20 protein-coding genes are annotated in these 25,695 nt (G+C 63.3%); 7 read left to right on the top strand and 13 right to left on the bottom strand.

Annotated elements, in window-relative coordinates:
- Window positions 1-115: 115 nt before the first annotated feature.
- Together AC1DSJ_RS16580 and AC1DSJ_RS16575 are read right to left on the bottom strand one after the other, a co-directional pair.
- Window positions 116-1,261 (bottom strand): FAS1-like dehydratase domain-containing protein, encoded by a 1,146-nt coding sequence (locus tag AC1DSJ_RS16580; protein ID WP_054427569.1) that lies wholly within the window; start codon window positions 1,259-1,261, stop codon window positions 116-118.
- Between the two features lie 20 nt (window positions 1,262-1,281).
- Window positions 1,282-2,868 carry an acetate--CoA ligase gene (locus AC1DSJ_RS16575; RefSeq protein WP_441371656.1) on the bottom strand — a complete coding sequence of 529 codons (1,587 nt, stop codon included), beginning with the start codon at window positions 2,866-2,868 and terminating at the stop codon, window positions 1,282-1,284.
- A 169-nt stretch (window positions 2,869-3,037) separates the two neighbouring features.
- Here AC1DSJ_RS16575 and AC1DSJ_RS16570 point away from each other — a divergent pair, with 169 nt between their 5' ends.
- Both AC1DSJ_RS16570 and AC1DSJ_RS16565 read left to right on the top strand, forming a co-directional pair.
- Window positions 3,038-3,838, top strand: a complete 801-nt coding sequence (locus tag AC1DSJ_RS16570; RefSeq protein ID WP_342066767.1) for an IclR family transcriptional regulator — start codon at window positions 3,038-3,040, stop codon at window positions 3,836-3,838.
- 4 nt (window positions 3,839-3,842) lie between these two features.
- Entirely contained in the window at window positions 3,843-4,277 is a 435-nt protein-coding gene (locus AC1DSJ_RS16565; RefSeq protein ID WP_054427572.1) for a PaaI family thioesterase, read from the top strand.
- Here AC1DSJ_RS16565 and AC1DSJ_RS16560 read toward each other — a convergent pair.
- The 11 genes from AC1DSJ_RS16560 to AC1DSJ_RS16510 form a co-directional block, all read right to left on the bottom strand.
- Window positions 4,266-4,388, bottom strand: a complete 123-nt coding sequence (locus AC1DSJ_RS16560) for a putative transporter small subunit (protein ID WP_217483381.1) — start codon at window positions 4,386-4,388, stop codon at window positions 4,266-4,268. The two genes, AC1DSJ_RS16565 and AC1DSJ_RS16560, sit on opposite strands and share 12 nt — an antisense overlap.
- A 31-nt stretch (window positions 4,389-4,419) precedes the next feature.
- Window positions 4,420-6,108: a sodium:solute symporter family protein gene (locus AC1DSJ_RS16555; protein WP_054427573.1), complete on the bottom strand. Its 1,689-nt coding sequence runs from the start codon at window positions 6,106-6,108 to the stop codon at window positions 4,420-4,422.
- Window positions 6,109-6,662: 554 nt separating this feature from the next.
- Window positions 6,663-7,847, bottom strand: a complete 1,185-nt coding sequence (gene prpF, locus AC1DSJ_RS16550) for a 2-methylaconitate cis-trans isomerase PrpF (RefSeq protein WP_441371655.1) — start codon at window positions 7,845-7,847, stop codon at window positions 6,663-6,665.
- 85 nt (window positions 7,848-7,932) lie between these two features.
- A complete protein-coding gene (gene acnD, locus AC1DSJ_RS16545) occupies window positions 7,933-10,548 on the bottom strand; it encodes a Fe/S-dependent 2-methylisocitrate dehydratase AcnD (protein WP_441371701.1) in 2,616 nt (871 codons plus the stop codon).
- Window positions 10,548-11,258 (bottom strand): GntR family transcriptional regulator, encoded by a 711-nt coding sequence (locus tag AC1DSJ_RS16540; RefSeq protein WP_054427576.1) that lies wholly within the window; start codon window positions 11,256-11,258, stop codon window positions 10,548-10,550. Before AC1DSJ_RS16540 ends, acnD begins: the two co-directional genes overlap by 1 nt.
- Before the next feature lie 732 nt (window positions 11,259-11,990).
- Complete coding sequence (locus AC1DSJ_RS16535) at window positions 11,991-14,579, bottom strand: glycoside hydrolase family 19 protein (protein WP_476760344.1); 2,589 nt, start codon at window positions 14,577-14,579, stop codon at window positions 11,991-11,993.
- A 40-nt stretch (window positions 14,580-14,619) separates the two neighbouring features.
- Window positions 14,620-16,698 (bottom strand): type VI secretion system Vgr family protein, encoded by a 2,079-nt coding sequence (locus AC1DSJ_RS16530; protein ID WP_441371653.1) that lies wholly within the window; start codon window positions 16,696-16,698, stop codon window positions 14,620-14,622.
- A gap of 83 nt (window positions 16,699-16,781) precedes the next feature.
- Complete coding sequence (locus AC1DSJ_RS16525) at window positions 16,782-17,597, bottom strand: PA3715 family protein (RefSeq protein ID WP_441371652.1); 816 nt, start codon at window positions 17,595-17,597, stop codon at window positions 16,782-16,784.
- 127 nt (window positions 17,598-17,724) lie between these two features.
- Window positions 17,725-18,696, bottom strand: a complete 972-nt coding sequence (locus tag AC1DSJ_RS16520) for a Bug family tripartite tricarboxylate transporter substrate binding protein (RefSeq protein WP_054427580.1) — start codon at window positions 18,694-18,696, stop codon at window positions 17,725-17,727.
- Between the two features lie 48 nt (window positions 18,697-18,744).
- The gene (locus AC1DSJ_RS16515) at window positions 18,745-19,542 is read right to left on the bottom strand and encodes an alpha/beta fold hydrolase (RefSeq protein ID WP_441371651.1); all 798 of its coding nucleotides are present in this window, start codon (window positions 19,540-19,542) and stop codon (window positions 18,745-18,747) included.
- On the bottom strand, window positions 19,539-20,132 hold the full coding sequence (locus AC1DSJ_RS16510; RefSeq protein WP_054427582.1) for an amino acid synthesis family protein: 594 nt from the start codon (window positions 20,130-20,132) through the stop codon (window positions 19,539-19,541). The genes AC1DSJ_RS16515 and AC1DSJ_RS16510 overlap by 4 nt, the downstream gene beginning before the upstream one ends.
- 120 nt (window positions 20,133-20,252) lie before the next feature.
- On the opposite strand from AC1DSJ_RS16510, the gene AC1DSJ_RS16505 reads away from it, so the two are divergent.
- The 5 genes from AC1DSJ_RS16505 to AC1DSJ_RS16485 all read left to right on the top strand — a co-directional run bounded on the left by AC1DSJ_RS16505 (window position 20,253) and on the right by AC1DSJ_RS16485 (window position 25,539).
- Complete coding sequence (locus tag AC1DSJ_RS16505) at window positions 20,253-21,161, top strand: LysR family transcriptional regulator (RefSeq protein WP_441371650.1); 909 nt, start codon at window positions 20,253-20,255, stop codon at window positions 21,159-21,161.
- 346 nt (window positions 21,162-21,507) lie between these two features.
- Window positions 21,508-22,371 (top strand): N-acyl homoserine lactonase family protein, encoded by an 864-nt coding sequence (locus AC1DSJ_RS16500; RefSeq protein ID WP_054427584.1) that lies wholly within the window; start codon window positions 21,508-21,510, stop codon window positions 22,369-22,371.
- Between the two features lie 56 nt (window positions 22,372-22,427).
- Entirely contained in the window at window positions 22,428-23,441 is a 1,014-nt protein-coding gene (locus AC1DSJ_RS16495; protein WP_441371649.1) for an ABC transporter ATP-binding protein, read from the top strand.
- The gene (locus AC1DSJ_RS16490; RefSeq protein WP_054427586.1) at window positions 23,438-24,151 is read left to right on the top strand and encodes an ABC transporter permease; all 714 of its coding nucleotides are present in this window, start codon (window positions 23,438-23,440) and stop codon (window positions 24,149-24,151) included. Before AC1DSJ_RS16495 ends, AC1DSJ_RS16490 begins: the two co-directional genes overlap by 4 nt.
- Window positions 24,148-25,539, top strand: a complete 1,392-nt coding sequence (locus tag AC1DSJ_RS16485; protein WP_427951033.1) for a GldG family protein — start codon at window positions 24,148-24,150, stop codon at window positions 25,537-25,539. The genes AC1DSJ_RS16490 and AC1DSJ_RS16485 overlap by 4 nt, the downstream gene beginning before the upstream one ends.
- The last annotated feature ends 156 nt before the right edge of the window (window positions 25,540-25,695 follow it).

The raw sequence follows: 25,695 nt of genomic DNA, 5'->3' as shown, positions 1-25,695 counted from the left end.
CACGCGCGCGATCATGGCAAGCAGCGGCGGCTGGTCAGCCGTCGGGAAAACAAGCCGCGCCGCGCGCGATGTGCGCCGGGCGGCCCGATTACGTCACGCTTGAATCACGCTGACATCACGCGCGGGTGGGCAATTCAACCACGCCGGAACCCAGCACGGACAATTCGTCGTCCTGATTGCGGGCTTCCTGTTCGATTTCGACCAGATGGCGGCCGTCTTCAACGTACTTGCGCGTGACGCGGCCTTTGAAGAACAGCATGTCGCCTTCGGGGTTGTGGCGGCGGATCTTGCACGTGGACTTGCGCAGGAAGCCGGCGTCGCCCATCCAGTTGGTCAGGTGATGCGTCAGCCAGGAATTGCGTTCGGGGCCGTAGTCATAGGCGCCCGGCGCGCCGACTTCCAGCGCGAATTCTTCTTCCCAGTGCACGCGTTCCGGCACGTCAGGAATGCCGAAGCGGTTGGTGATGCCCACGCCCGGGTGCGCGTCGATCAGTTGCCACGCCAATTTGTTGGCGCGGATGTACAGGCCGCCCCAGCCCTGCGCATAGGCGATGAAGCCGGTCACCGTCATCGGGCCTTTGAACATCACGGGAAGCGCTTCGCCTTCCTTCACGTCTTCCCAGTAACGGGGCGTGGCGCCGCGCACTTCTTCCTGCGCGTAGAGCTTGTAGGCCTCCTTGATTTCTTCGGGGCTGTAGCGGCGCGGTTCGCGGGCGCGCACTTCCTTGTACTTGCTGCCTTGCTCGCGGGCGTGGTCGCGTTCGGTGCGAAAGCACCAGCTGTCGGCCTCGGCCACCTTGTCGCCATCCTGGTTGAAGAAGTCCACGTGATAGATCTGCTGGATCGCGCGGCCGGCAAAGCGGGTCTGGTGTTCGATCAGGTTCTTCAGGTGCGCCTCAGTAGAGATGGTGTCGTTGCGCTTGACGGTCTTGTGCCACGTCCAATCTGCGCCCGACCACATCGCATGCACGCCCGGCAGCCCGCCGACGTAGCCCGACACGATACGGCTCGTGGAAAACAGGAAGCTGGGCAGCGCAATGATGCCGCCGTGCTGGGTCTTGGCCGCGTACTCCGGGTCAGACCACAAGGGGTTGTCGTCGCCAATGCCATGGGCGTAGTGGCGGATGTTGTCGCGCGTGGCTTCGTAGCACCACGGTTCGGCGGTGGCGCCGATCTTCACGCCGATGCGGGCGCGCAGTTCGTCCAGGCCTTGCTCGGTGATGGTCGGGAAGCTACGTTCGATTTTGGTCTTGGTCAGCATGATGTCTCCTGGGGGGATGGTCAGACGTGCGCGGCGGGCGCGGCGTTTACGGTTGATGCATCAGCGGTTGCAAGTTCTTGCTCCCGCAGTTTTCGGCGATGGATCTTTCCGGCCGGCGTCTTGGGCAGTTCAGGCACGAACACCACCTGACGCGGGTACTCGTGCTGCGCCAGCTGGCTGCGCACGGCGTTCTGAATTTCTTCCACGAAGGCGTCGTCGCCCGGGCGGGCTGACACCACGAAGGCTTTGACGACCTGGCCGCGCAGCGCGTCCGGCACGCCGATGGCGGCGGCTTCGGACACGTCGCGATGTTTGAGGATGGCGTCTTCGATTTCGACGGCGCTCATGGTCCAGCCGGCCGAGATGATGACGTCGTCGGCGCGGCCGCCATGCCAGAAATAGCCGTCTTCATCGACACGCCCAAGGTCTTTGGTGGCCACCCAATCATCGCGCCGCCACAGCTTCAATTCGCCGGTGACGCCGGGCGGGCAAGGCGCGCCGTTGGCGTCCTGCACTTCAACGCGCAGGCCAGGCACGGGTTTGCCGAGCGAGCCGGGCTTGACCGTGAAGTCCGTCGCGCCGGGGTAGTTCACCAGGCACACGCCGATTTCGGTGGTGCCGTACATGCTGCAAACGGGCCGGCCGAAGGTGGCTTCCACGAACGCGGACGTTTCGCTGTCGATGGGTTCGCCGGTGAAGGACACCTTGTCCAGTTGATAGCGGTAGCGGCCTGCCGCGCCGGAATTGCGCATCATCCGGTAGTGCGTGGCGGCGGCCGAGATGTTGTTGAACGCGTGATCCTGCAAGGCTTGCAGCAAGCGTTCGGCGTTGAACTTGCCGGCGTAGGCGCCAATGGTCACGCCAAGCGCCAACGGGGCCAGCGTGCCATGCCACAAGCCGTGGCCCCAAGCGGGCGATGACGGGCACATGAAGCGGTCACCGGGGCGCACGCCGGTGCCGTACAACGCCGCCAGCATCAGCGTGACGAGTGCGCGGTGCGTGTGTTTGACGGCATCCGGCAATTCTCGGGTGGTGCCCGAGGTGTACTGAAAGATGGCCAAGTCGTCGGCCCGCGTATTGCAGGCGTAGTGCGTGGGGTAGCTGGCCAGTTTGCCCAGGAACGTGTCGTCGGCAATGACGACGCGCATGTCGTCCCCTGCCGCCACCATGGGCGCTTTTTCAGCGTTGGTGACCAGCATGCGCGGCTTGCAGTCCTGCACACGCAGGCGGATGCCGTCGGGGCCGAACAAGGTGAACAGCGGTACGGCGATGGCGCCCATTTTCATCGCGCCAAACATCGCCACGTAGAACGCCAGCGACGGTTCCAGCATCACCGCCACGCGGTCGCCGGGGCGGATGCCATGCTCAACCAGTGCGTGCGCAAATTGCGACGACAGCTCGGCGATCTGGCGAAACGAGTAGATCTCATCACCGCCCGCCGCGCGCACCAGGATGATCGCGGGATCGTCCTTGCCCGCATGCCGGTCGATGCACTCGTGGGCAATGTTCATCTGCTCGCGGTTGCCGTCGAACAGCTCCCAGAGCTTGTCCGAGGAGCAGAGCGCCTGGGCGTCCGCGTAAGAAGTGGTCTGGGTCAGCGTCGTCATGTCGTCGTACCTGTGTGGGTTCGGCAATCCGTTGGGCAGACTATGCGCGCCGGCTTTTAAATTGTCAATGGCGTCTATTGATTGTATATAGACAATTACGGGCATCCTAAAACGGCGACGCCGCAGGCCCGGCAAGGTATGCTTGCCGCAGTAAAAATCGGAGATGCAGATGAGCGAAGCCAGTTCCCAGGAATCCCCCGCAGCCGCAGGGCCACGCGTGCGGCCCGTGCCGGCCGTGACGCGGTCAATCGCCATCCTGCGATTGCTGGGCCGGGGCGGCGCGCCGATGACCTTGAAGGCGATCTCGCAGGAACTGGACATGGTCACCAGCACCTGCCTGCACATTCTTCGTGTGCTGGTGGAAGAGGGCCTGGTGAAAGTGGATGCCGCCACCAAGCGCTACAGCCTGGGCGTGGGCATGCTGACGCTGGCGCGCAGCGTGATCGAAAGCAGTCCCTTTCCGGCCTTGGTGCAGCCTGTGTTGGACAAGCTTTCCAGTGCCGCGAACGTCACCGCGATCGGTGTGGAAGTGGCGGGCAGCGAACACATGGTGGTGTTGGCGCTATCGCGTTCGACCGCGCCGTTCCGTTTGCATGTGGACGTGGGCAGCCGTTTCCCCGCGTTGATCAGCGCAACGGGCCGCCTGGTGGCCGCGTTTTCCGAGCTATCGGATAAAGAACTGGAACGCCGCTTCAAGGCCTTGCGCTGGGATCAGGCGCCGCCATACGCCGAGTGGAAGGCGGACGTGGACGCCGTGCGCCGTGATGGCTATAGCCTGGATCGCAACCACTACATCAACGGCGTCGTTGTGATTGCGGTGCCGGTATTGGACAAGCACGAGCGCATGACGCATTCGTTGGTGGCCGCGGGCTTGGCCGAGCAATTGGACGACGCACGCGCCCATGCGCTGGCCAAGGAATTGCAGGCCGAAGCGCAGACCTTGTCGCAACTGTTGTCCGCCCGGAGCTGATGCCATGCATGCGCCACCCACCGCCGAATCGCTGGCTGCCGATGGCTGGCATCAGAAGACCTTGCCGGGATTCGCGGGGCTGATCGGCCCCTTGTGGGTGCGCAAGGAAGCGCAAGCGTGGGCGTATGGATTGCTGGCGACAGCAGACCATTTGAATCCCGCAGGCGTGGTGCATGGCGGCCTGCTGACCGCCATGCTGGATCACGGCTTGAGCGCCATCGCCTGGCAAGCGCTGGACCGCCGCCCGTGCGTGACGGTGCAGCTGGACACGCACTTTCTGACGGCGGCGCGCGCCGGCCAATTTCTGGAAGTGCGCGGCCACGTCATGCGCACCACCGCCAGCCTGGTATTCATGCGCGGCGAATTAAGCGTGGCCGGCCATGTCGTGGCAACGGGCGCGGCGGTGTTGAAGGTGCTGGCGGCCGCGTCAGATCATTGACTTGCCGCTTTGCTTCGCCGCGCGGATATCTTTCCACAGCGTCACGCACAAGATCGCCAGAATGGCCGCGGATATCGCCGGCCAGATCAGAAAATAGGCGGTCAACCACATATCAATCTCCTTGGTGTTGATGGCTGGGGTTTCATTGCGCGGCGTCGGCGGAAAGCTTGCCTGAAGGCGCTTTCATCATGACCTCCTGCTCGTGATGAAACGACGTCACGCGGTCTGCCAGCAGCGAGAAATCAAACCGTTCGCGGTTGCGCAGGCTAAGCGCCACGCACACGATGGCGCTGGCGCCGTAAGCGGTCAGCGATGCCAGCAGCACGATGTAGTCGCGCAGGTTGCCGATGAAGGCGGGCAGCATGACGATGACGCCCAATGTGCCCACGGCAATCGCGGCGGTGCGGCCGAAGAAGCCGAACGTCATCAAGCCCAACACCACGCCGCCGCCCACGGCCGCGCAGATTTCAAAGAACACGGCGATCACGCCCGTCATGGGCAGCAGTTCAAAACGCACGATCGTGAACAGCGCCACGGCGGACAGCACCGAGCACACGAATGCGCGGTTGTTGACGCGGTCCCAGTAGAAGCTGGCGATCACCGGAAAGACGATCGCGCCCCACAACGCACCCACGAACACCAGCATGACCAGGATGTCCAGGCGCAGGCTGGCGAAGATCACGCCAATCATCGTGGCGATGATCATGGTGGCGCGGCCCCACCACAGCATGCGGCGCGGGTCCGGGCGGCCGCGCGCCAGGTTCTTGGCGTAGACGTCCGTCATGACGATGGCCGACAGCGCAGCCAGGTCGGAGTCCGCCGTGGACGACAGCGAACCCACCACCAGCAGAAAGAACAGCGCGATGCCAAACGGCGGCAAGTAGGTCGACGCCATCTGCGGAATGATGTTGTTCATGTCGCCGTTGGCGGGCTCAAGCCCGACGAACAACGCCAGCAGGCCCAGCATGCCCAGCCCGATCACCACCGCGCCGTACCCGATGGTGGCCGTCAGGAACGTGGGCTTGATCAAGTCTTCACGCACGGCAAATAGCCGTTGCGCGATGGTCTGGTTGCCGATGGCGTAGGCCAGCACCGCCACGAAGTAGGGCGCGCCTTGTTCCAGGATGGCTTTGGTCGAATAGAAGTCGGCCTGGTCGCTGTTCAAGCGCCACATGTTGGCTTGCAGCAAGTCTGGCCCGCCCGCGTTGAAGAAGATCAGCGGGATGATGATGACGGCGGCGATGATCATCGCCGCCAGTTGCGCGAAGTCGGTCATGACAGATGTGCGAAAGCCCGACCACAGCGTGTAAGACAGCACGCCAAGCCCGGCGATCAGCACGCCCTGGATGAACGTCAGCGGGCTCAGTATCGACACCAGCGCGCCTGCCGCTGTGAAGTTCACCATCAAGCTGATGCAGCTGCCCACAATGTTCGACACCGCCATGATCATCTGGCTGGACGTGCCGTGGCGCGCATGGATCACTTCGGCCAGCGTGTGCGCCTTGGGCGCCAGCTGTCTGAAGCGTTTGCCGAAGGGGTAGATGAACAGAATCATCAACGCGCCCCAGAAGCCGTAATGCAGCGGGCCGGACAAGCCGTACTTGAATCCGGACGTGGCGCTGGCGTAGAAGGACGCCGCCCAGATCCAGGTCGCGATCATGCTGGCGGCCGACAGGCCGAAACCGACCGCGTTGTTCGACACCATGAAGCCATCCACGTTCTCGTGCTTTTCGCCGATGAATAGCGACATGAGAAACGTGGCGCCGTAGAAGCCGGCCAGCAACAAAATGGCCGTGGTGGCCGATAACTGGAAGAAAACACTCTCTTGCATCGTGTAGGTCCTTGCTCGTAGACGGCCAGGCACGAAACACCATTGATCGCGGCGCAGGGGTTGCACGTTTCGCGCGCGCGATCACATGCCTGCCCGCCCGGGCAGGGGATGGCAGCCCGGGGTGGACAAGACACAAGACACACCGTGATGGTGTCTTGCTGCGGCATCGGGCCGGCGCATCATGGAAACGAAGACGTCGTTCGAGCGCGTAGTCAGAACGCGTAATTCGACGCCATAGCTCGAAGCCCTAGATGCAGGCGCAGCTCAATGCGGTGAGCAATGGTCCTGCTGGGTAAGCAGGTTTTTGTTCCGCAGCCGCCGGTATAAGCCTGGCGGCTGGGTGGTGGTGTTTCGGCGCTGGCGCCGGGCCGCTGTGCGCGGCCGTGTGACGGTTGCCCTGGGATGACGATGCATCGTCAGGGTCCGGTGATGAGTAACAACAGGCCAAGAGTATAGGGATAGACGACGTCGGCGTCTACCCTTCAGGCCTAAAAAACCCGGTAAAAATGGGGGTTGCGAGTGTTTGCTCGCAACCGGAGACGATCAATTCCGGCTCAGAATCCGACGTTTGGCACGTGAACCCGCCCTTCCATCAACACCCGCGCGCTGCGGCTCATGATGGCTTTCGTGACCTTCCATTCGCCGTCCACCAACTGCGCCTGCGCGCCCACGCGCAGCGTGCCGGAGGGGTGGCCGAAGCACACCTGATCGCGTTCGCCGCCGCCTGCCGCCAGGTTTACCAGCGTGCCGGGCACGGCCGCGGCGGTGGCGATGGCGACCGACGCCGTGCCCATCATGGCGTGGTGCAGCTTGCCCATGGACAGCGCGCGCACCAGCACGTCGACGTCGCCTTCGCCAATGGCCTTGCCGGCGGAAGATTCATACGCCTTGGGCGGCGCCACGAACGCCACCTTGGGCGTGTGCTGGCGGGCGGCGGCTTCTTCGATGTTCTTGATCAAGCCCATGCGCAGCGCTCCGTGCGCGCGGATGGTTTCGAAGCGGGCCAGCGCCGCAGCGTCGCCGTTGATGTCGTCCTGCAGTTCCGTGCCGGTGTAACCCAGCGCGGACGCGTCCAGGAAGATGGTTGGAATGCCCGAGTTGATCATCGTGGCCTTGAACGTGCCCACGCCCGGCACTTCCAGGTTGTCCACCAGATTGCCGGTGGGGAACATCGAGCCGCCGTCGCCGTCTTCGGCCGGGTCCATGAATTCCAGCTGCAATTCGGCGGCGGGGAAGGTCACGCCGTCCAGTTCGAAGTCGCCAGTTTCCTGCACCGCGCCGTCAGTCATCGGCACGTGGGCGATGATGGTCTTCTTGATGTTGGCCTGCCAGATGCGCACTACCGCGATGCCGTTGGCAGGCACGCGGGCGGGGTCGATCAGGCCGTTGGTGATGGCAAATGGGCCGACGGCGGCCGACAGGTTGCCGCAGTTGCCGCTCCAGTCCACGAACGGCTGGTCGATGGAGACCTGGCCGAACAGGTAGTCCACGTCATGATCGGGCTGCGTGCTTTTGCCGACGATAACGGTCTTGCTGGTGCTGGACGTTGCCGCGCCCATGCCGTCGATCTGCTTGCCGTAGGGGTCGGGGCTGCCGATCACGCGCATCAGCAGCGCGTCGCGCGCGGCGCCGGGTACGCGGGCGGATTCGGGAAGATCGTCCAGCTTGAAGAACACGCCTTTGCTGGTGCCGCCGCGCATGTAGGTGGCGGCAATCTTGGTCTGGGGAGCATGGGCCATGGGGTTGTCCTGATGTCTCGGTGCGAATGTGCGGATTCGGTGTGAAAGACCGGCGAGCGCGGGCGCCCGCCAGTCGAAGGCATACTCAGCCGGCCTGCTTGGCGCCGGTGGCGGATTCGGCTTCCAGGAAGTCTTGCGCAAAGCGTTGCAGCACGCCGCCCGCGTCGTAGATCGACACTTCTTCCGCCGTGTCCAGACGGCAGGTGACGGGCACGTGCACGGTCTCGCCATCGCGGCGGTGGATCACCAGCGTCAGGTCAGCGCGCGGCTTGCGTTCGCCGATGACGTCGTAGCTTTCGGTGCCATCCAGCACCAGCGTCTTGCGGTTCACGCCCGGCTTGAATTCCAGCGGCAGCACGCCCATGCCGATCAGGTTGGTGCGGTGGATGCGCTCAAAGCCTTCGGCCACGATGGCTTCCACGCCCGCCAGCCGCACGCCCTTGGCGGCCCAGTCGCGCGACGAGCCTTGGCCGTAGTCGGCGCCGGCCACGATGATCAGGGGCTGCTTGCGGTCCATATAGGTTTCGATGGCTTCCCACATGCGCATGACCTGGCCTTCGGGCTCCACGCGCGCCAGCGAGCCTTGCTTCACGCTGCCGTCGTCGTTGGTCACCATCTCGTTAAAGAGCTTGGGGTTGGCGAAGGTGGCGCGTTGTGCGGTCAGGTGGTCGCCGCGATGGGTCGCGTACGAGTTGAAGTCTTCTTCGGGCAGGCCCATCTTGTCCAGGTATTCACCCGCCGCGCTATCCAGCAGGATGGCGTTGGACGGCGACAGGTGGTCGGTGGTGATGTTGTCGCCCAGCACGGCCAGCGGCAGCATGCCGCGCAACGTGCGCTCGCCGGCCAGCGCGCCTTCCCAGTACGGCGGACGGCGAATGTAGGTGCTTTGCGGGCGCCAGGCGTACAGCGGGCTGACGCCGGCTTTGCGGTCATCCTGAATGCCGAACATCGGCGCGTACACCTTGCGGAATTGTTCCGGCTTGACGGCGGACTTGACCACGGCGTCGATCTCTTCGTCGCTGGGCCAGATGTCTTTCAGGCGGATCTCCTGGCCATTCTGGTCCCGGCCCAGCACGTCGCGTTCGATGTCAAAGCGGATTGTCCCGGCGATGGCGTAGGCCACCACCAGCGGGGGCGACGCCAGGAAGGCCTGCTTGGCGTAGGGATGGATGCGGCCGTCGAAGTTGCGGTTGCCGGACAGCACGGCGGTGGAATAGAGGTCGCGGTCGATGATCTCTTGCTGGATCTTCGGGTCCAGCGCGCCCGACATGCCGTTGCACGTGGTACAGGCAAACGCGACCACGCCAAAGCCCAGCGCTTCCAGGTCGGGCAGCAGGCCGGCTTCTTCCAGATACAGCTGCACGGCCTTGGAGCCCGGCGCAAGCGAACTCTTCACCCAGGGCTTGCGCGTCAGACCGCGGGCCTTGGCGTTGCGCGCCAACAGGCCGGCGGCAATCACGTTGCGCGGGTTGCTGGTGTTGGTGCAGCTGGTGATGGCGGCGATGATGACCGCGCCATCCGGCATCAGGCCGGGTTCGTTTTCCACCACGCCGGAAATACCGCGCGCGGCCAGATCCGACACGGGCAGGCGGCGATGCGGGTTCGACGGGCCGGCCAGCGTGCGCACGACGGTCGACAAATCAAAACGCAGCACGCGTTCGTACTCGGCGGTCTTCAAGCTGTCGGACCACAGGCCCGCCGTCTTGGCATAGGTTTCCACCAGCGCAATCTGGTCGTCTTCGCGGCCGGTCAGGCGCAGGTAGTCGATGGTCTGCTGGTCAATCGAGAACATCGCGGCGGTGGCGCCGTACTCGGGCGCCATGTTCGAAATGGTGGCGCGGTCGCCCAAGGTCAGGCTGGCGGCGCCTTCGCCGTAGAACTCCAGGTACGCGCCCACCACCTTTTCCTTACGCAGGAATTCGGTCAGCGTCAGCACCACGTCGGTGGCGGTGATGCCGGGTTGCGCGCGGCCGGTGAGTTCAACGCCGATGATGTCCGGCAGGCGCATCCACGACGCGCGGCCCAGCATCACGTTTTCTGCTTCCAGGCCGCCCACGCCGATGGCGATGACGCCCAGCGCGTCCACGTGCGGGGTGTGGCTGTCGGTGCCGACAAGCGTATCGGGGAACGCCACACCGTCTTGCGTGTAGATGACGGGCGACATCCGCTCCAGGTTGATCTGGTGCATGATGCCGTTGCCCGGCGGCACGACTTCGATGTTGCGAAACGCCTGCTTGGTCCAGTCGATGAAGTGGAAGCGGTCTTCGTTGCGGCGGTCTTCCACCGCGCGGTTGCGCGCGAAGGCGTCGGGGTCGGTGCCGTCAAATTCCACGGCCAGCGAATGGTCCACGATCAACTGCACCGGCACCACCGGATTCACCTTGGCCGGGTCACCACCTTTTTCGGCGATGGCGTCACGCAGGCCTGCCAGGTCCACCAGCGCGGTCTGGCCCAGGATGTCATGACAGACCACGCGCGCCGGAAACCACGGAAAGTCCAGGTCGCGGCGGCGTTCGATCAGCTGCTTCAACGCATCGGTCAGCATGGCCGGGTCGCAGCGGCGCACCAGGTTTTCAGCCAGCACACGCGACGTATAGGGCAGGCCGGCGTAAGCGCCCGGCGCAATGGCTTCGACGGCGGCGCGCGCATCGAAATAGTCCAGGCGGGTGCCGGGCAGGGTCTTGCGGTACGAGTGATTCATCATGCCTCCGTGCGCTGCTGCTTGCTCTGCGCGATCTGTTGTTCGATGTTGATGCGCGACACACGGATGTGCCGCCGCATCAGGATTTCAGCCAGCTCGCCATCGCGGTCGGCAATGGCGTCAAGAATGCGGTGGTGTTCAGCGTAGGCCTGGCGCGGCCGGTTGGGCGTGGTCGAGTACTGGATGCGGTACATGCGCGCCAATTGATAGAGCTCGTCGCACAGCATGCGAAACAGCATCTGGTTGCCGCTGCCCTTGACGATGCGGTAGTGGAAATCGTAATCGCCTTCCTGCTGGTAATAGCCCAGCCCGGCTTGAAAGGCCGCGTCGCGCTCGTGCGCTTCCAGCACGCCGCGCAGTTCAGCGATTTCAGACGGCGGCATGCGTTCGGCAGCCAGCCGGCACGCCATGCCTTCCAGCGATTCGCGGATTTCGTAGAGTTCGGACAGCTCTTGCTGCGACAGCGACACGACACGCGCGCCCGCATGCGGCACGCGCACCAGCAGCTTCTGGCCTTCCAGCCGATGCAGCGCCTCGCGCAGCGGCCCGCGGCTCACGCCATGAATGCGCGCCAGCTCGGGCTCGGAAATCTTGCTGCCCGGGGCGATCTCGCCTTTGACGATAGCGGCCTGGATCTTCTTGAAGATGTGATCCGACAGCGTTTCACCATCGCCCGGCACGGTGCCCGGCAGGGTCAGCACTTTGCTCATTGTGTCAACAATCTATCCGGTTTCAGGGGTAAAAATCGGGATAAGGCGTGCTTGGACGCCAGATTGTCAACAATTTAGCTTGGGATGGGGCAAGGTGCAAGCGGCGGAGGGGCTTGCGGGGAGCGCGCGTCCCCTACTGGATTTTGAGGCTCTGTATGACTTGGTATTGCCAGCGCGTATTCGAAAATAGCTCGGCTGAGCGGGCATCCACTAAGGAGCAGAGCGAATACCGAACGCCAAAAGTGGTGCCGTAGGCCACGCCGTCCCAGCAATCGTATTGCTCTTTGACGGACTCTATTTCTGAAGAACCCGGTGTTTCCCTTAGGTAGTCGACCTCCAGGCGCGTAATTATTACGGTGTTCTGTTTGTTTTTATGCGGGAACGAATAGTGTCGTCTCTTAATAATGGTCTGTCTCGTGTCGCGCGCTCCATCGTAGTAGTCGTTTCTTAAGGAATGTAATCGGCCATTCACATACTTAAGATGCGTTAGGTCAACATAAAACTTCTCGCTTGACTTGAAAGAGTTAATGCTCCCGTAGAACGCAGGACTGTTAACTTTATCTTCATAAAACAGTCTGCAGCCAGTGGCTTGAATATCTAATGGTCGAGATGACTCGACCGAATATCCGCACACAGAAGATAAGTCAAAGGCAGTCACCCGGTCTGAAGCTCGGGAATCGAAAAATACAGTGCTGATGCAGATGAGTATTCCGCCTAACGTCATTTTCCTTTTCATGATCGAATGTTGCCGCCAGGAAGGGTAATCAAAATATCGTCTGATACCGCTTGATATGCGTGGGAAAAATACATCACTCTCTTGTTCAAGTGCAGCGCTGCGCGATTTACTTGAAGAGTCACATTTAATACGTCGGCGGTAATGTGTGAGCCGGCATTCAAGTCTTGAAAGTTCTGTATATCCGCTCTTGTGTTTATGTTGGTGAGGCCATCTAATCGCCACCGATATTTGTTGGCGCTGTCCGGGGGGTTTAGTGTCCTATCTCGAGTTCGTTCCGCGACCCAATAGAAGCCGGACGCGTCACAAGCTGAATATGCATCTTGCTCAAGCAAAAGTTGATGAGGTTCAAGGGTTACGTTGATTCGGCGATATTCTTCATATCTTCTATAGTTGGCTCGCCCCGTTAGCTGAATGACACCTCTCCCTCGAAAGCGAGGCCCGTCCCCTGGAAGCGTATTTCCGAGATCCGGACGTTCGTCGTAGGCTGCACCACTTGCATACTCTCTAACAGTTTGAAAGCCATCTGTCTCTTGCACGATCTGCCCCCAGAAATGGGCGGTGCGTAGCGGATTTTCCAGATAGTATTTTCTGCGGATGAGATTAAGAGCCTTGTGCATTCCGGCCGGGACGACATATTTGTCGTTTCGATGTTGACCCTCGGTAATAATGGACATGGCATTTTCGTATGTAAGTCCCAATCCGGTTGCTGGGAGCATTTGAACCATTTCCTTTGCGCTAAGCCACCCGCACTTCTTAAACTCTTCAATAAACTGCAACGGATGAAAGTGATAATGCACCTTATCCAGTTCCAGCCCCTTCCCCTGCGCCTCCTCCCAAAACGCCAGCGCCAGGTGGTGCCGCTTCAGCCTGCCATACGCCTCGTCGCTCAGACACTCACTTGTCCTCAACACATTCGCCGGACGTTGATCAAGGTCGTCGACCTTCAACCAACGCCATCGCTGATCAAAATCATCACGCGACCATTCCGTAGGTATCTTCACCACACAGCGGCGCAGCATCTTGGATACCTGCGCGGTGCGAATCTTGGCGGTCGCGCGTGCCAGACGGTCCTGGTACTGCATCATGGCGTGCACGCCCTCGGCCACCTTGTGGATCAAGTCGCCAAAATCGCCTAGTTGCGGCGCTGGATGCGCGGTGGGTTTCAACGGCTCAATCAGGTTCAGCAGCGTGCCTGAATCACACCGGCTATTCCCATCCAGGTCGTCATCAATAAATGTCCAGCCTTGCCAATGCGGAAAATCCGCATCGCTACAGACGCGTACGCCTGCCGCATTCAGATCAACATGGAAAATGCTGCCATCCGAGAGCCTGATTCTGCGGATATGTGGCAGCCGGCCGTTATACAAATCGCTTTGCGCCGGCGCATCCGGGCCCAGCACACGGCCAAAGCGCAGCATTTCAAACCCTGCGCTGGGGCAGCCCGGATACGTGTTGACGGCCGTTTTGTAAAGCTCGTAGGAACTCTCGCTTTTCTCGGCGGCGCCTTGCAGGATGCCGACGACCTTGYCGTGCATGTTGCGGGCCGTCACGGTAAAAGCACCCCGCTGTTCGCTGATGCTGATCACCAGTTCCGATTGTGTTGTGGCAGCGACCGGGACGTGCCAAGTGGCCCAGTGTTCCGGATTGGACCCGGCGGGCACGATATGGGTAAGTGCGCCGTACACGCCGGGCACGTAGATGGTGCGTTCCATCGCGGTAGGTTCTGGCTTGTTGTGCACTTTCTGATGAACGCCGATCACCCGGTCAAACCAGTTCTTTTCCCCGCCGAGCCGGTTGGCGCCACTCAGAGATTTGCGGTTCATCTCCCACAGCCGTTTGGGTGTGGTGTCAAACAGCGACGCGATGAACTCGGGGCTGTCAGCGTTGCGGGGTTGTGTGGAGTCGAACAGGCGAGTGAGATAGGTGTTCCGATGTTCCCGCGGATTCACTTCATACAGCGGGGTATTGGCGGGGAGCACAAAATGAATATCGCCCCATACGCAGTTGCGACGGCCTTCGTTAGTTTTCAGCGTCCCTGTGCTGCGGCCCAAGAGCCTATCGACATTGGCCTGATCGGCTACGATCTCGAAGTGGATACGGTCTCGTTCGCCGTAGATGTACCCGGCTTTCGCGATAGCCTCTTTGCGGTATACGGCATCGCCGATTTTCAGCGGCAGGTTTGTGCCGGGCTTATTTCCCAGCGTATGCAGGTGCTGATAGATCGAATAAAACGTGACGCTGACGCCTTCACCGATTTCGGTGTCGTGCTTCAGGACCAAGACGCCGTTGCTGGTCCAGCCCTTGTAGTACATCAAGGGATCATTGGCGGGGGCTGTTGACGGGCTGTTTTGCGGCGGCGGGTTGCTTTGCCTTGCATAGACCACGACACCATCCGCAATGGCGCGGACCGGTTCGGGATTCTGGGGAGACCCCGGCGCGACGAGATGCACGCCGCCATGCCATCCGAACTGGTGGCTGACGGGAAACGCGCCTTTTCCAGTTTTCTCGCCCAGGCTCCAATAGGCGTTGCTTTCGGCATCTTCGGCTTGCAGCACGGCGCGCAGGAAGGGTGCACTGATCAGCATGTCGGCCTCACTCCCAAATTTGGACGCCCACCGGGCGCCGTTACTCGGACAATGGAATATCTGCGGCGTCGGCTTCGCGCGATAGGGCCGGGATTCCAGGAATCTGGAACGCGCCGCCGCCTCCGCTTCCGCTGTGACTCAACGGGCCGTTGATCTTTATTTCGACCCCATCCAGCGTGATGCCCGAGCCGTCGATGGTGATCGTTCCTCCCGGGCCTTTGAACACCACCTTCTCGCCAGTCTGCAGTTCGTACACCGTGGTTTTGCGGTGGATCTTTTGACCCGCCTCAAGCAAGTCGTAGCCTTCAACCTTGGTTTCGGCGTAACCGCCGATTTCGGTCCAGTGGTTGGCGGTGGTTTTATCGCGGCGGCTATTGCCGACTTCTTCAGTACGGTCTTTGGCGGTATGGATGGTGTGGTTGCGGCCCACGTTCAGAAAGTCATCCTGACCGGTGCGGTGACGGCGGTCTTGGCCGATGTCGACCTGTTCATCATTCGAGACGGTTTCTTTGCGGTTGCGGCCGATGACGATCGTTTCGTCGTTCTCCACCTTTTCGCTACGGTCGTGCCCGACGAAGGTGGTCTCGTCGTGATTGACGTGGATGTTCTGGTCGCGCTGCGCATGGACGAAGATTTCTTCCTGGTCACGCTCGTCTTCGAAGCGCAGCTCGTTGTAGCCTTCGCCTTTATGGGTCTGGCTTTTGATGGTCATGCGCGTCTTGTGGCGCGGCAGTTCATACGGGGGCAGTTGCAGCGCCATGTGGGTGCGGCCGGTGATGACCGCCTGGTCGACGTCGCCATCCAGGAAATTCACGATCACTTCTTGCCCGATCCGGGGAATGGCCATGTGCCCCCACATCGCGCCGGCCCAGCTTTGCGACACCCTGATCCAGCACGAGCTGTGCTCGTCGTGTTGGCCCAGGCGGTCCCAGGGGAATTGCACTTTGACTCTGCCGTAGCTGTCGCAATAGATTTCTTCGCCTTTAGGCCCCGTCACCGTCGCAATTTGAGGGCCATCGATACGCGGCTTGGGCAAGGGTTCTGCGCGCCATTCCGTATGTTTGGAGACGAGTTCCGCGGTGTAGCCGTAGCGGGTGCCTTGCTGAGCATCGGCGCCGTCTTCTTGCTGGCTTGCGTGCTGCACGCCGTAATGACGGATGCGTATCGGGCGCCAGCCTTGGTTGAGGTCGTCGCGGGGGTGGCCTTGCAATTCAAACGACAGTCCCGGAACCAGACGCGGGTCGTCGCCCTCGACGGTGGCAATGCGCGCATCACGCCGCAGGCCGCGCAAACGGTTTTCGGTAAAGGGTTTACCGGCTTCGTCACGTTTGTAGCGGCCTGGGTAGTCGTAACGTTCGTAATGACGATGCTGATGATCCAGGTCTACGCCATCGCGGCTGTGTTCCTGGCTGTAGCGAGGGTGGGTGTAGGTGTAATCGCGTTGGGTTTGGCGGGCGGTGCGTACCTGTTCAGCGTAGGAGAAGCGGCGCAGCGCGGGTTCGGGTTGGTCGCCACCGGGCGCGGGCTGGTAGCGCACCGGGTCGCCGTCGATGGTTCCATGGATGTGCAAGCGGTCGCTGTGGACCATCCGGTGCCCTTTGACGTGGTGATGAAAGGCATAGAAGAAGCCTTCTTCACGGGCCAGGCGTTCCATAAAGTACAGATCGGTATCGCCGGCTTGCACGCAGTATTCGCGTGGCAGATGTGCGTGGGTGACGGTTTGCTCGTAGTCCAGGATGCCATGCTCTTTGAGCACGGCTTGCAGGATTTCGGGTACGGACAGTTGCTGAAAAATACGCCAGTCGGAACACAAGCCCGCGCGGGCCAGCAAGGGTTCGACGGTGGCACGGTAGCGGGTGCGGCGAAATCCGGTCGTGCCTTGCTCGAAGCGGGAAATCACGCCGTGCACATATCGTACGGGTGCGTCGTGATGCCAGATGGTCAGTAAAGCAGGTTGGTCCAGCACCCGCCCGAAGTCCACCGAGGCGTCGTGGCTGGCCAGTTCGAGTTCAAGGCGGAAAGGCTCGGACAAGCCCTCGTCCAGGGTGAACTCGACCACTTCGAATTCCATGCCGCCAACGATGCCAAAGCTGAATCGAAAGCTATGTTTCTGACTCACGTTGCCCCCACTAAGTGCGTCAATTCGCACATAGTGGACAGCTATGCCGGTCCTGCCTATAGGAGGGCTATGAAATTAGCAGCTTATCCAGCGGTGTCGCTGTCCATGGACCGCAACGCCTTGGGAATTCGATAACGCTTGCCGTCAAAGCGCAGCGTGTGGCGCGTCTTGCCCTGGCTGACGGTCTTTTCAGAACAGCCGCCGTCTTGCTGCACCACCGCACGGCTGGTGGCGTGCGAGTCAGTGGCAACCATGTCGCGGTAGCCCTTGGTTTGCGCCGATCCCATGGCCAGGCTCACCGCGCTTTCTCTAAATTCGCCCGCGCAGGTGGTGTCCCATTCGCCGGAGGAACGCTGGACGCTCAGGCCGTCGAGCACCAGGCGCAATTCGTTGTCTTCCACGGTGAAGAGCCGCAAGCTGGTTTCGTCAAAAGGGTTGGCGCGGGAAGCGCCTTGGCGTTCGATGCGGATACCGAAGGCGCGGCGGTCAGCGGTGACGTCGTAGCGCGCCGTATCGAACGACAGGCCGTCGATGCGCACGGCGTCATCCGACATCAGATCCACCAGCGTGCGGCGCTGCCGCACTTGCAGCGTCTGGCGGTCCAGCACCAGCACTTCCAGGTCGCCTTCGTGGCCGTTTTCGGGGTCGGGCGTGTCTTGCATCAACGGCACGGCCACCAGCAGCAAGTCCGGGTTGACCGGCCAGGCCTTGCACGCCACCGCGAAGGGCGCGCCCACGTCCGCGTCAGATATCGTCACGATGGCGTGGCCTTGCTTCAAACGGATGCGGCCTTCGTGGTCGGGCTTATCTTGGTTTTGATAGACGGTGCGCACGATGTCGGCCGCCTGAGGGCAGGGGCCGCCTGCGGCTTGCGCCATGCCGGTCAACAGGGCGGACAAGGTCAGGGCGCCGGTCAAGCAGGAAAGGGGGCGGGGCATCGTGGGCGGGCAGGGACGAAGAAGACCGAATTCTAATCACGCAGCCTGCCGGCGTAAGCCCCCTTTCGCTACGGGCCGCTACAGATCGCTACAAGTCCACCCGCACCTTGCCCGCCTGTACCAGCCCGGCCACGTCGCGGATTTCGGACAGCAACGCCTGTTGCAACTGCGCGGGCGTGCCGCCGGTGGGCTGGAACCCTTGTTCGGCCAGCTTGGCGTGGACGGCGTCGGTTTGCAGCGCGCGGTTGATGCCTTGGTTCAGCGCGGCAATCGTCGCGTCCGGCGTGCCCGCCGCGCAGTAAGTGCCGAATTGAATTTGCGCATCGAAACCGGCGTAACCGCTTTCGGCGACGGTGGGAATGTCGGGGTATTTCGTCAGGCGTTCGCGGCTGGTCACGGCCAGCACGCGCAGCCGGCCGCTTTTCAGATACGGTTCGACGGCGGCAACGGTGGCCACCACCAGTTGAATCTGGCCGCCCAGCAGGTCCGTCATCATGGGACCGGTGCCGCGATACGGCACATGCAGCATGTCGATGCCGCAGGCGGCTTGCAGCAGCTCGGTCGCCAGATGCTGCGGTGTAGCGTTGCCGGGCGAACCGAAGGTCAGCCCCTTGGGCTCGCGCTTGGCCTGGGCGACCAGTTCGGCCAGCGTCTTGGCGGGCAGCTCGCTGTTCACGGCCACCATATACGGCGAACGCGCAATCGGGCAGACGGGCGCCAGCTGTTTCAACACTTCTTCGGGCGGACGCGCGTAGTAGCGCACCGATGGCACCAGCCCCGCGAACAACAGCACGCTGCCGTCCTTGGCGCCGTTGGCGGTGTAGTCGGCGCCCAGCATGCCGCTGGCGCCGGGTTTGTTTTCCACGACCACGGAGCGGTCCAGTGCGCTTTCCAACGTCGCGGCGATGACGCGGCCCAGCACGTCGGTGCCGCCACCGGGCGGGAAGGGCACGATCACGCGCAACGGCGCGTCGCGTGCGGCAGCGTAGCGGCTTAGCGATAAGGCCAGGGGCGCCGCCGCGGCCAGGGCCAGGTGCTTCAAAACAGTTCTGCGATGCATGCGGTTGTCTCCATCTCCGCCCGTGGGGGCGCGTGCCGATCGTCTCTATCAGGCGGACGATTCAGCGGTGGCCGGCTGCCGGGCCGGCAATAAAAAAGCGTGCAGCGCTGCGGCGACGACGGTGGGGTCCTCTACCGGCAGCATATGCCGTTGGCCGTCGATGACGCGCGCGCGGCTGTCGGGCAGCGCCCGCGCCAGGCCGCGCGTCATGCGCGGGGTGGACCCGACGTCGTGCTCGCCCGTCATCGCGAGCGTGGGGCAGGCAATGTCGGGCGCGGCGTGCGCCAGGATCTGATCGCCTTCGGCGAACAAGCGGTAGGCGGCCAGGAAATTGGCGCGGTCGTTCTGCACCAGCCGTTGGCCGATGGCGGCCACCCGCTCGGGCCGCGCCGCCTGGAACGCGGGCGTGAACCAGCGTTGCAACGAGACCGCGGCAGCGGCTTCGACATCCTGCGTGGCGGCGGCGTCCAGGCGCGCCATCACCGCTTGCACCTCTTCTGGTGTGCGCTGGAATACCGTGCTCAGCAGCACCAGCCGCTTCACGCGCTGGGGCCGGGCGGCGGCATAGGCGCCCGCAATCAGGCCGCCCATGGAATAGCCCAGCACGTTGGCGTGCTTCCAGCCCGCTTGATCCAGCTCTGCATCCAGCTGCGAGATGAAGTCCTGGATGTCGGCCGTGCCAGTGATGCCGGGCGCAGCCCCGTGCCCAAGCAGGTCATAGCGCAGCACGTCGAAGTCGGCTTCGAGCTGCGGCGCAAGATCATCCCAGAGCGTGTGGTCCAGCCCCACGCCGTGCAGCAGCACTAATGGCGCGCCGCGGCCGGAACGGCGACGGGGCGCGCTCATTTCGATTGCGCCTCTTGCGCCAGTTCCTGCAAGTCGGAATAGCGGTTGCCAATGCGGTGATGCGGCCGGCCAGAGGTGGCGGCGCCCAGCGCGATGACGATTTCGTCCGGAGCCGGCGCGTCGGCAATGTTGGTCTGCACGGTCAGGTAGTGCGAGCGCAGGCCTTCGTCCTGCTTGTGCATCAGTGGCACCGTAATCACGCAGCCAGGGCCGCCGCGCATGTTGGTGAAGCTGAGGTAGCTGGTGCCGCCCACGGCATTGCGATACGCATTGCCAAAGCGCAGCGTGTGAATCAGCGCGGACGCGTGTTCGACTTCGCCCGCCGTGCCCACCACCGCGGCCTTGCCATAGGCTTCGATCTGATCGGCCGACCCTGCCTGCCGCAAGATCTCTTCCACCAGCAGCTCGCCCAGCGGCGGCGCGTTTTCCAGAATCTGCGGGCGCAGGTCTTCCTGGAAGGGCAGGCCGGCCCACGGGTTACGAATCACGGCGGCGGCCACGATCATGATCAGCGGGCGTTCAGCCGCCTTGCCGCCTTCGATAAGGGTCTTCTCGACATAACTGACAATCTTGCGGACTTGCAAAGCCATTCCATTGCTCCCGTACATGTGGATAACGATGGAGCCATTGTTGAAGCGGTGGCCGAATTTTGACAATCCAAATTAACGTAAGTTAATTTCGGAAAACCTGAATTCAACCTTGGCCGCGTCATGCCTGCTCCGCTGAAGATCCAACACCTGCGCCAGTTTCTGCTGGCGGCCGACCATGGCAGTTTCCGGCTGGCGGCCGAAGGCACGCACCGGTCGCAAGCGGCGGTGTCCGCCGCCATGCAAGACCTGGAACAACAACTGGGCGCGCCGCTCTTTGAAGCCGGCAAGCGTGCGCAGCTGACGCCGCTGGGGCACGCCGTGGCGCCTTTGTTTCGCGAGCTGTTGTCCACGCATGACCGCGTGTTGGATGCCGCGCGCCAGCTGGGCATGGGCAACACGGGCCCGGTGTCGCTGGCGGTGATGCCGTCGCTGGCGGATGAGTGGTTGCCGAAGCTGCTGGAGCGGTACGCCCGCAATCATCCAGACATCCGAATCCGGGCGGTGGATGAGTCGTCGCAGGATGTGCATCGCTTGGTGCTGAATGGCGAGGTGCAAGTCGGCGTGGCGGGCCAGGTGCCGCGCACGGCCGAGGTCGCGTTCACGCCGGTGGCGCGCGATGCGTTCGGGCTGGTCTGCCGCAAGGGGCATGCGCTGGCGCGCCGGCGCGGGCCGGTGCCGTGGTCGGCGCTGGAAGACGAACGGCTGATCGGCAACGCCACCTTCGACACGCTGAAGAACCGGCAGCTAGGCCGCGGCATTGATGACCCCGCCATGATCGTGTCCAACCGCGCCTCGCTGCTGGCCAGCGTGGTGAGCGGCCTGGGCGTGACGGTGCTGCCGGTGCTGGCGCGCCCTTCAGTGGGGTCCGGCCTGGCGTTCGTGCCATTGGCCGAACCCACGGTGGAACGCATCGTCGGCGTGCTGACCCGCAAGGAAGAAACGCTGCTGCCGTCGGTGGCCGCCATGCACGCGCTGGCGTTGCGGTCACTGGCGCAGTTCACGCGGCGCAAGGGGGCAGACCTGGTGTGAGCGCGCCTACCGCTAAGGGTTCCTACTGTTAAGGGTTCCTACTGTTAAGGGTTCCGACTCCTAAGAGTTCCGACGACTAAGGGTTCCGGCTTCTAAGGGTTCCTACCCGTTCACGGGCCACGAAGCCCAGCTTAATAAAACCTTAATTGGCAGCCTCTCGGCGCTGCGTCAGAGTGCGCTTCAGAGAAAACGGCCGTCAGATGCCGTCTCGGCCGGTGAGTCCATCGGCCGCGCAGTCAGCCCCGCACAGCAGACCCTATCGAAAGAAACCCGGGACACACCGGGTGGCTTGCTATCGGCCGTCGCCCTCGGGTGGCGGCTCCCCCGTTGGTCCGAGGAGACAACAATGAGCAAGAGCTGGAAGACGTTTGCAGGTGCGGTGGGCGTATCCGTGTTGATGGCGGCCGGGGCGCAAGCCGCTGACCCGCCGCCCGACATCAAGCTGATGCAGTTATCGGTTGGCAAGATCGAACTGGACAAGGGCTTCATGACCGCCATGGTGGACGTGGGCACGAAGATCAAGATTCCGGTGCCGGCGTATGTGATCCAGCATCCGCGCGGGCTGGTGCTGTTCGACACCGGCATGAACCAGGCCACGGCCGATGGCAACTGCGCCAATTATTGGGGCCAGGGCCTGTGCGGCGCGTTCAACTCCATTCAGGGCCGCGACGAAGTGGTCGACCGCCAGTTGAAGGCCGCGGGCTTTGACGTCAGCGACGTGAAGTACGTCGTGTACTCGCACTTCCATCTGGACCACGCCGGCAACATCAAGATGTTCCCCAAGGCCAAGCACGTTGTTCAAAAGGCTGAGCTTCGCGCCGCCTGGTGGCCCGAAAAATTCCAGCGTGCCGCCTATGTCATGAAAGACTTCGACACCACGCGCGACTACGACTTCATCCAGGTCGAAGGCGACTTCGACCTGTTTGGCGACGGCACCATCGTGCTGCTGGACACCAAGGGCCACACGCAAGGGCACCAGTCTTTGCAGGTGAAGCTGAAGAACACCGGCACGGTGCTGCTGGCGGCCGACGCCATCTATACCGGTGAAAACGAAGCGGGCGTGATCCCGGGCATCACCTGGAATACGGCGGCGTCGATGCTGGCGATTGACCGGCTCAAGCAGATCCGCGATGCGCGCCAGGGCCAGCTTTGGTATAGCCATGATGCGGAGCAGCATGCGCAGAACGCCAAGACGAAAGTCTTCGACTGACGCCGGCCACCGCTGACCCACGCCACCCCCCCCGCAACCCCGACCCAAGGCGCCCCATGCAGCCGGCTGTTGTTTTGCACGAGGTCTGCAAGTCGTTCGGACCGCGGCAGGTTCTGCATTCCCTGAGCCTGTCCGTCAGGCCCGGGGAAATTGTGGGCCTGCTTGGGCCGAACGGCAGCGGCAAGACGACGACCCTGCGCCTGATGGCCGGGTTCTACACGCCTGATAGCGGCCGCATCACGATCCGGGGGCGTGAGCCGGCTCCCGGCCGTGGCAATGCCGACATCGGCTATCTGCCGGAACGCGCGCCGCTGTATGACGCGCTGACGGTGACGCAGTACCTGGAGTTCGGCGCGGGCGTGAAGGTGGCGGGCGGGGCGCGTGCGCGCCGCCAGGCCATCGAGCGCGCGATCGACGGCTTCGATCTGCAAGGCGTGGCGGGTTCCGCCATCGGCCGCTTGTCCAAAGGCCAGCGCCAGCGCGTGGGGCTGGCGCAAGCCGTGTTGAATGATCCGCCCGTGCTGCTGCTGGACGAGGCCACCAACGGCCTGGACCCGGTGCAGATTGTGGAGGCGCGCGCGATGATCCGGCGTTGCGCCGAAGGGCGCGCCGTGGTGTTCAGCAGCCACCTGATGCAAGAGGTGGAAGCGCTGTGCACGCGCATCGTCATTCTGCGCCAAGGCCGGCTGGTGGAAGACACCGCGCTGGGCCAGGCGCAGGCCGCCGTGCAATTGCAGCTGGCGCTGCCGCTTGCGCGCCACGCGGCGTTGCAGGCGGCGTTGTCGGCCTGCCCGGGCGTGCGTGGCGTGGACGCCATCGAAGGTGACGGCGGGGTGAGCAAGTGGCGGATCAGTTGGGAGACGGCTGATGGCGCAACCGGCGCCGCTTCCGGCGCCGCTTCCACGACCGCTTCCGACACCGCAGCTAGCCAAGCCACCTGCGACGCCGTGCTGCGCATCGTGCTCGCGCATGCCGAAGTGCGCGCCGTGCTGTCGCTACACGACGCCGTCGAAACCCGGCTGCTGGCGGCCCTGGCGCCCAACGATCCCTTGATGCGGAGGCGGGCATGAAAGGCTTTGCCGCGTTGTACCGGAAAGAACTGCGCACCGACTTCGGCTCGCCCGTGGCGCTGGTGGTGGTGGCCGTGTTCTGGGCGTTGTCTGGGTACCTGTTCAGCTTCAACCTGTTCTTCGTCAGCACCGGCCAGATGGTGACGGCGTTTCACAACATGACGATCCTGCTGATTCTGGTGATGCCGCTGGTCAGCATGCGCGCGTTCGCGGAAGAGGCGCGACAAGGCACGCTGGAATTGCTGCTGACCTTGCCGTTGTCCGACGCCACGCTGGTGGCCGCCAAGTACGCGGCCGGCTTGACGATGCTGGCCCTGATGCTGGCGGGCACGACCGCCGCCGTGTTGCCGCTGGCCTGGTACGGCCAGCCCGATTACGGCCCCATCGTGGGCGGCTACATCGGCGTGTTCCTGTACGGCGCGTTGTTCCTGGCGATTGGCATTGCCGTGTCCAGCGCCTGCACCAATCAGATTGTCGCGGCCAGCGCTACCTGGGGCATTCTGGTGCTGCTGTGGTTCATCGACTATCCGGCGGCGCTGGATGCGTTTCCCGCGTTGTCGCCGTTCTTTCAAGCGCTGTCGTTGTCGGCGCAGCATGTGGACTTCATCCGTGGCGTGTTGCCCGGCCCGGCCACGGTCACGCTGGCTAGCGTGGCCGTGCTGGCGCTGATGATCGCCGCCGTCAACCTCAAGCGCTGGAGGCTGCGATGAGCGCGCATTCCTCTTCGCGCGTGCGCCGCGCGGGCAAGCGGCTGCTGCTGTGGCTGCCGGTGCTGGCGGTTGCCGCGTTGTTGCTGGCGCTGAACCTGTGGACATCCCGCCATCTGGGCCGCGTGGACCTGACGGCGCAGCGGCTCTACAGCCTGGCGCCGGAAAGTGTCGAGGTGGCGCGGCAGATCAAGCAGCCGGTGAACGTGACGTGGTTCTACGACCTGCGCAACAAAAGCATGGTCGACGCGCTGGAGCTGCTGCGCCAGTACGAACACGCCAACCCGCTGATCCGCGTGCGCGGCGTGGACCCGGCCTTGCGTCCGGCCGAGGCGCGCGAAGCCGGCATCCAGTTTGCGGGCAGCGCAGTGCTGGCCTCGGATGATCGCAAGATGACGATCAACGGCGGCACCGAAACCGACTTCACCAATGCGCTGATCCGCATCAGCCAGCGCGGCGCGCAGACGGTCTGCTTCACGCAAGGCCATCGCGAAGCCATGCTCAACAGCCTGACGTCGCTGGACGATCTGGAAGACCATGGCGACGACGAAAACCTGGTCGCACGCGTGGAGGTTCACGAGCAGCACGGCATGGCGATGGCGCGCAACGCCTTGCAGACCCTGGGCTTCGGCACGCGCAGCGTCAACGCGGGCAACTTGGCGCAGGCCTTGCCGAGTTGCTCGGTGGTCGTGGCGGCCGGGCCGCGCACGCCCTTTGGTGATGACGATGCGCAGGCGCTGCGCCGGTGGACGCATGACGGCGGCAAGACCTTGTTGCTGCTGGAGCCGGACACGCGCCATGGGCTGGACGCGTTACTGGGCGACTTTGGCATCGCGCGCCCGGCGGGGGCGCTGGCAGATCCGGGCAGCCACTATCGCAACGACCCGGGCAGCCCGGCCGTCAGCGACTACACCCGTCACAAGATGACGCGTGGCTTGCCGCTAAGTTTCTTTCCCGGTGCGGCAGGGCTGGAACCCGCGGGCGATGGCTTGCCGCCGGGCGTCGTCGTGACGCCTTTGGCGCAGACGTCCAGCCAGGCGCATCTGCCGGGCCAGCCGCCGTCGCGCTACACCCTGATGGCGCTGGCGACCCGTAACGCGCAGGCGGCCAGCAGTGACGGATCGGCGCGGCCCACGCTCTTGGTGGCGGGCGATAGCGACTTCGCCACCAACCGCCATTTCGCCACGCTGGGCAATGGCGCGCTGTTCACCAGCGCGGTGACGCTGCTGGCGGGCGAAGATGCCCTGCTGACGATCCGGCCCCGTCATTACGAAAACCGCCGCGTCGAACTTACGAACAATCAGATGCGCACCGTGTTCTGGACCAGCACGGTTGCCTTGCCGCTGCTGGCGTTGTTCACGGGATTGCTGCTGTGGTGGAGGCGGCGGTGAACGCGACGAAGACGGCTGCCACGTCGACAGTGGCGACTGCGGCGACTACGGCGACTACGGCGACTACGGCGACTACGGCGACTACGGCGGCCGCGGCGACCGCGGCGACTGCCGCCACATCTACCGGGACGACGCCCGCCGCACGCCTTCCCGCAC

The organism is Achromobacter sp. 01N37, assembly GCF_056399725.1.
The sequence above is the reverse complement of the archived record's forward strand: the minus strand, read 5'-3'. Positions and strand labels throughout refer to the sequence as shown.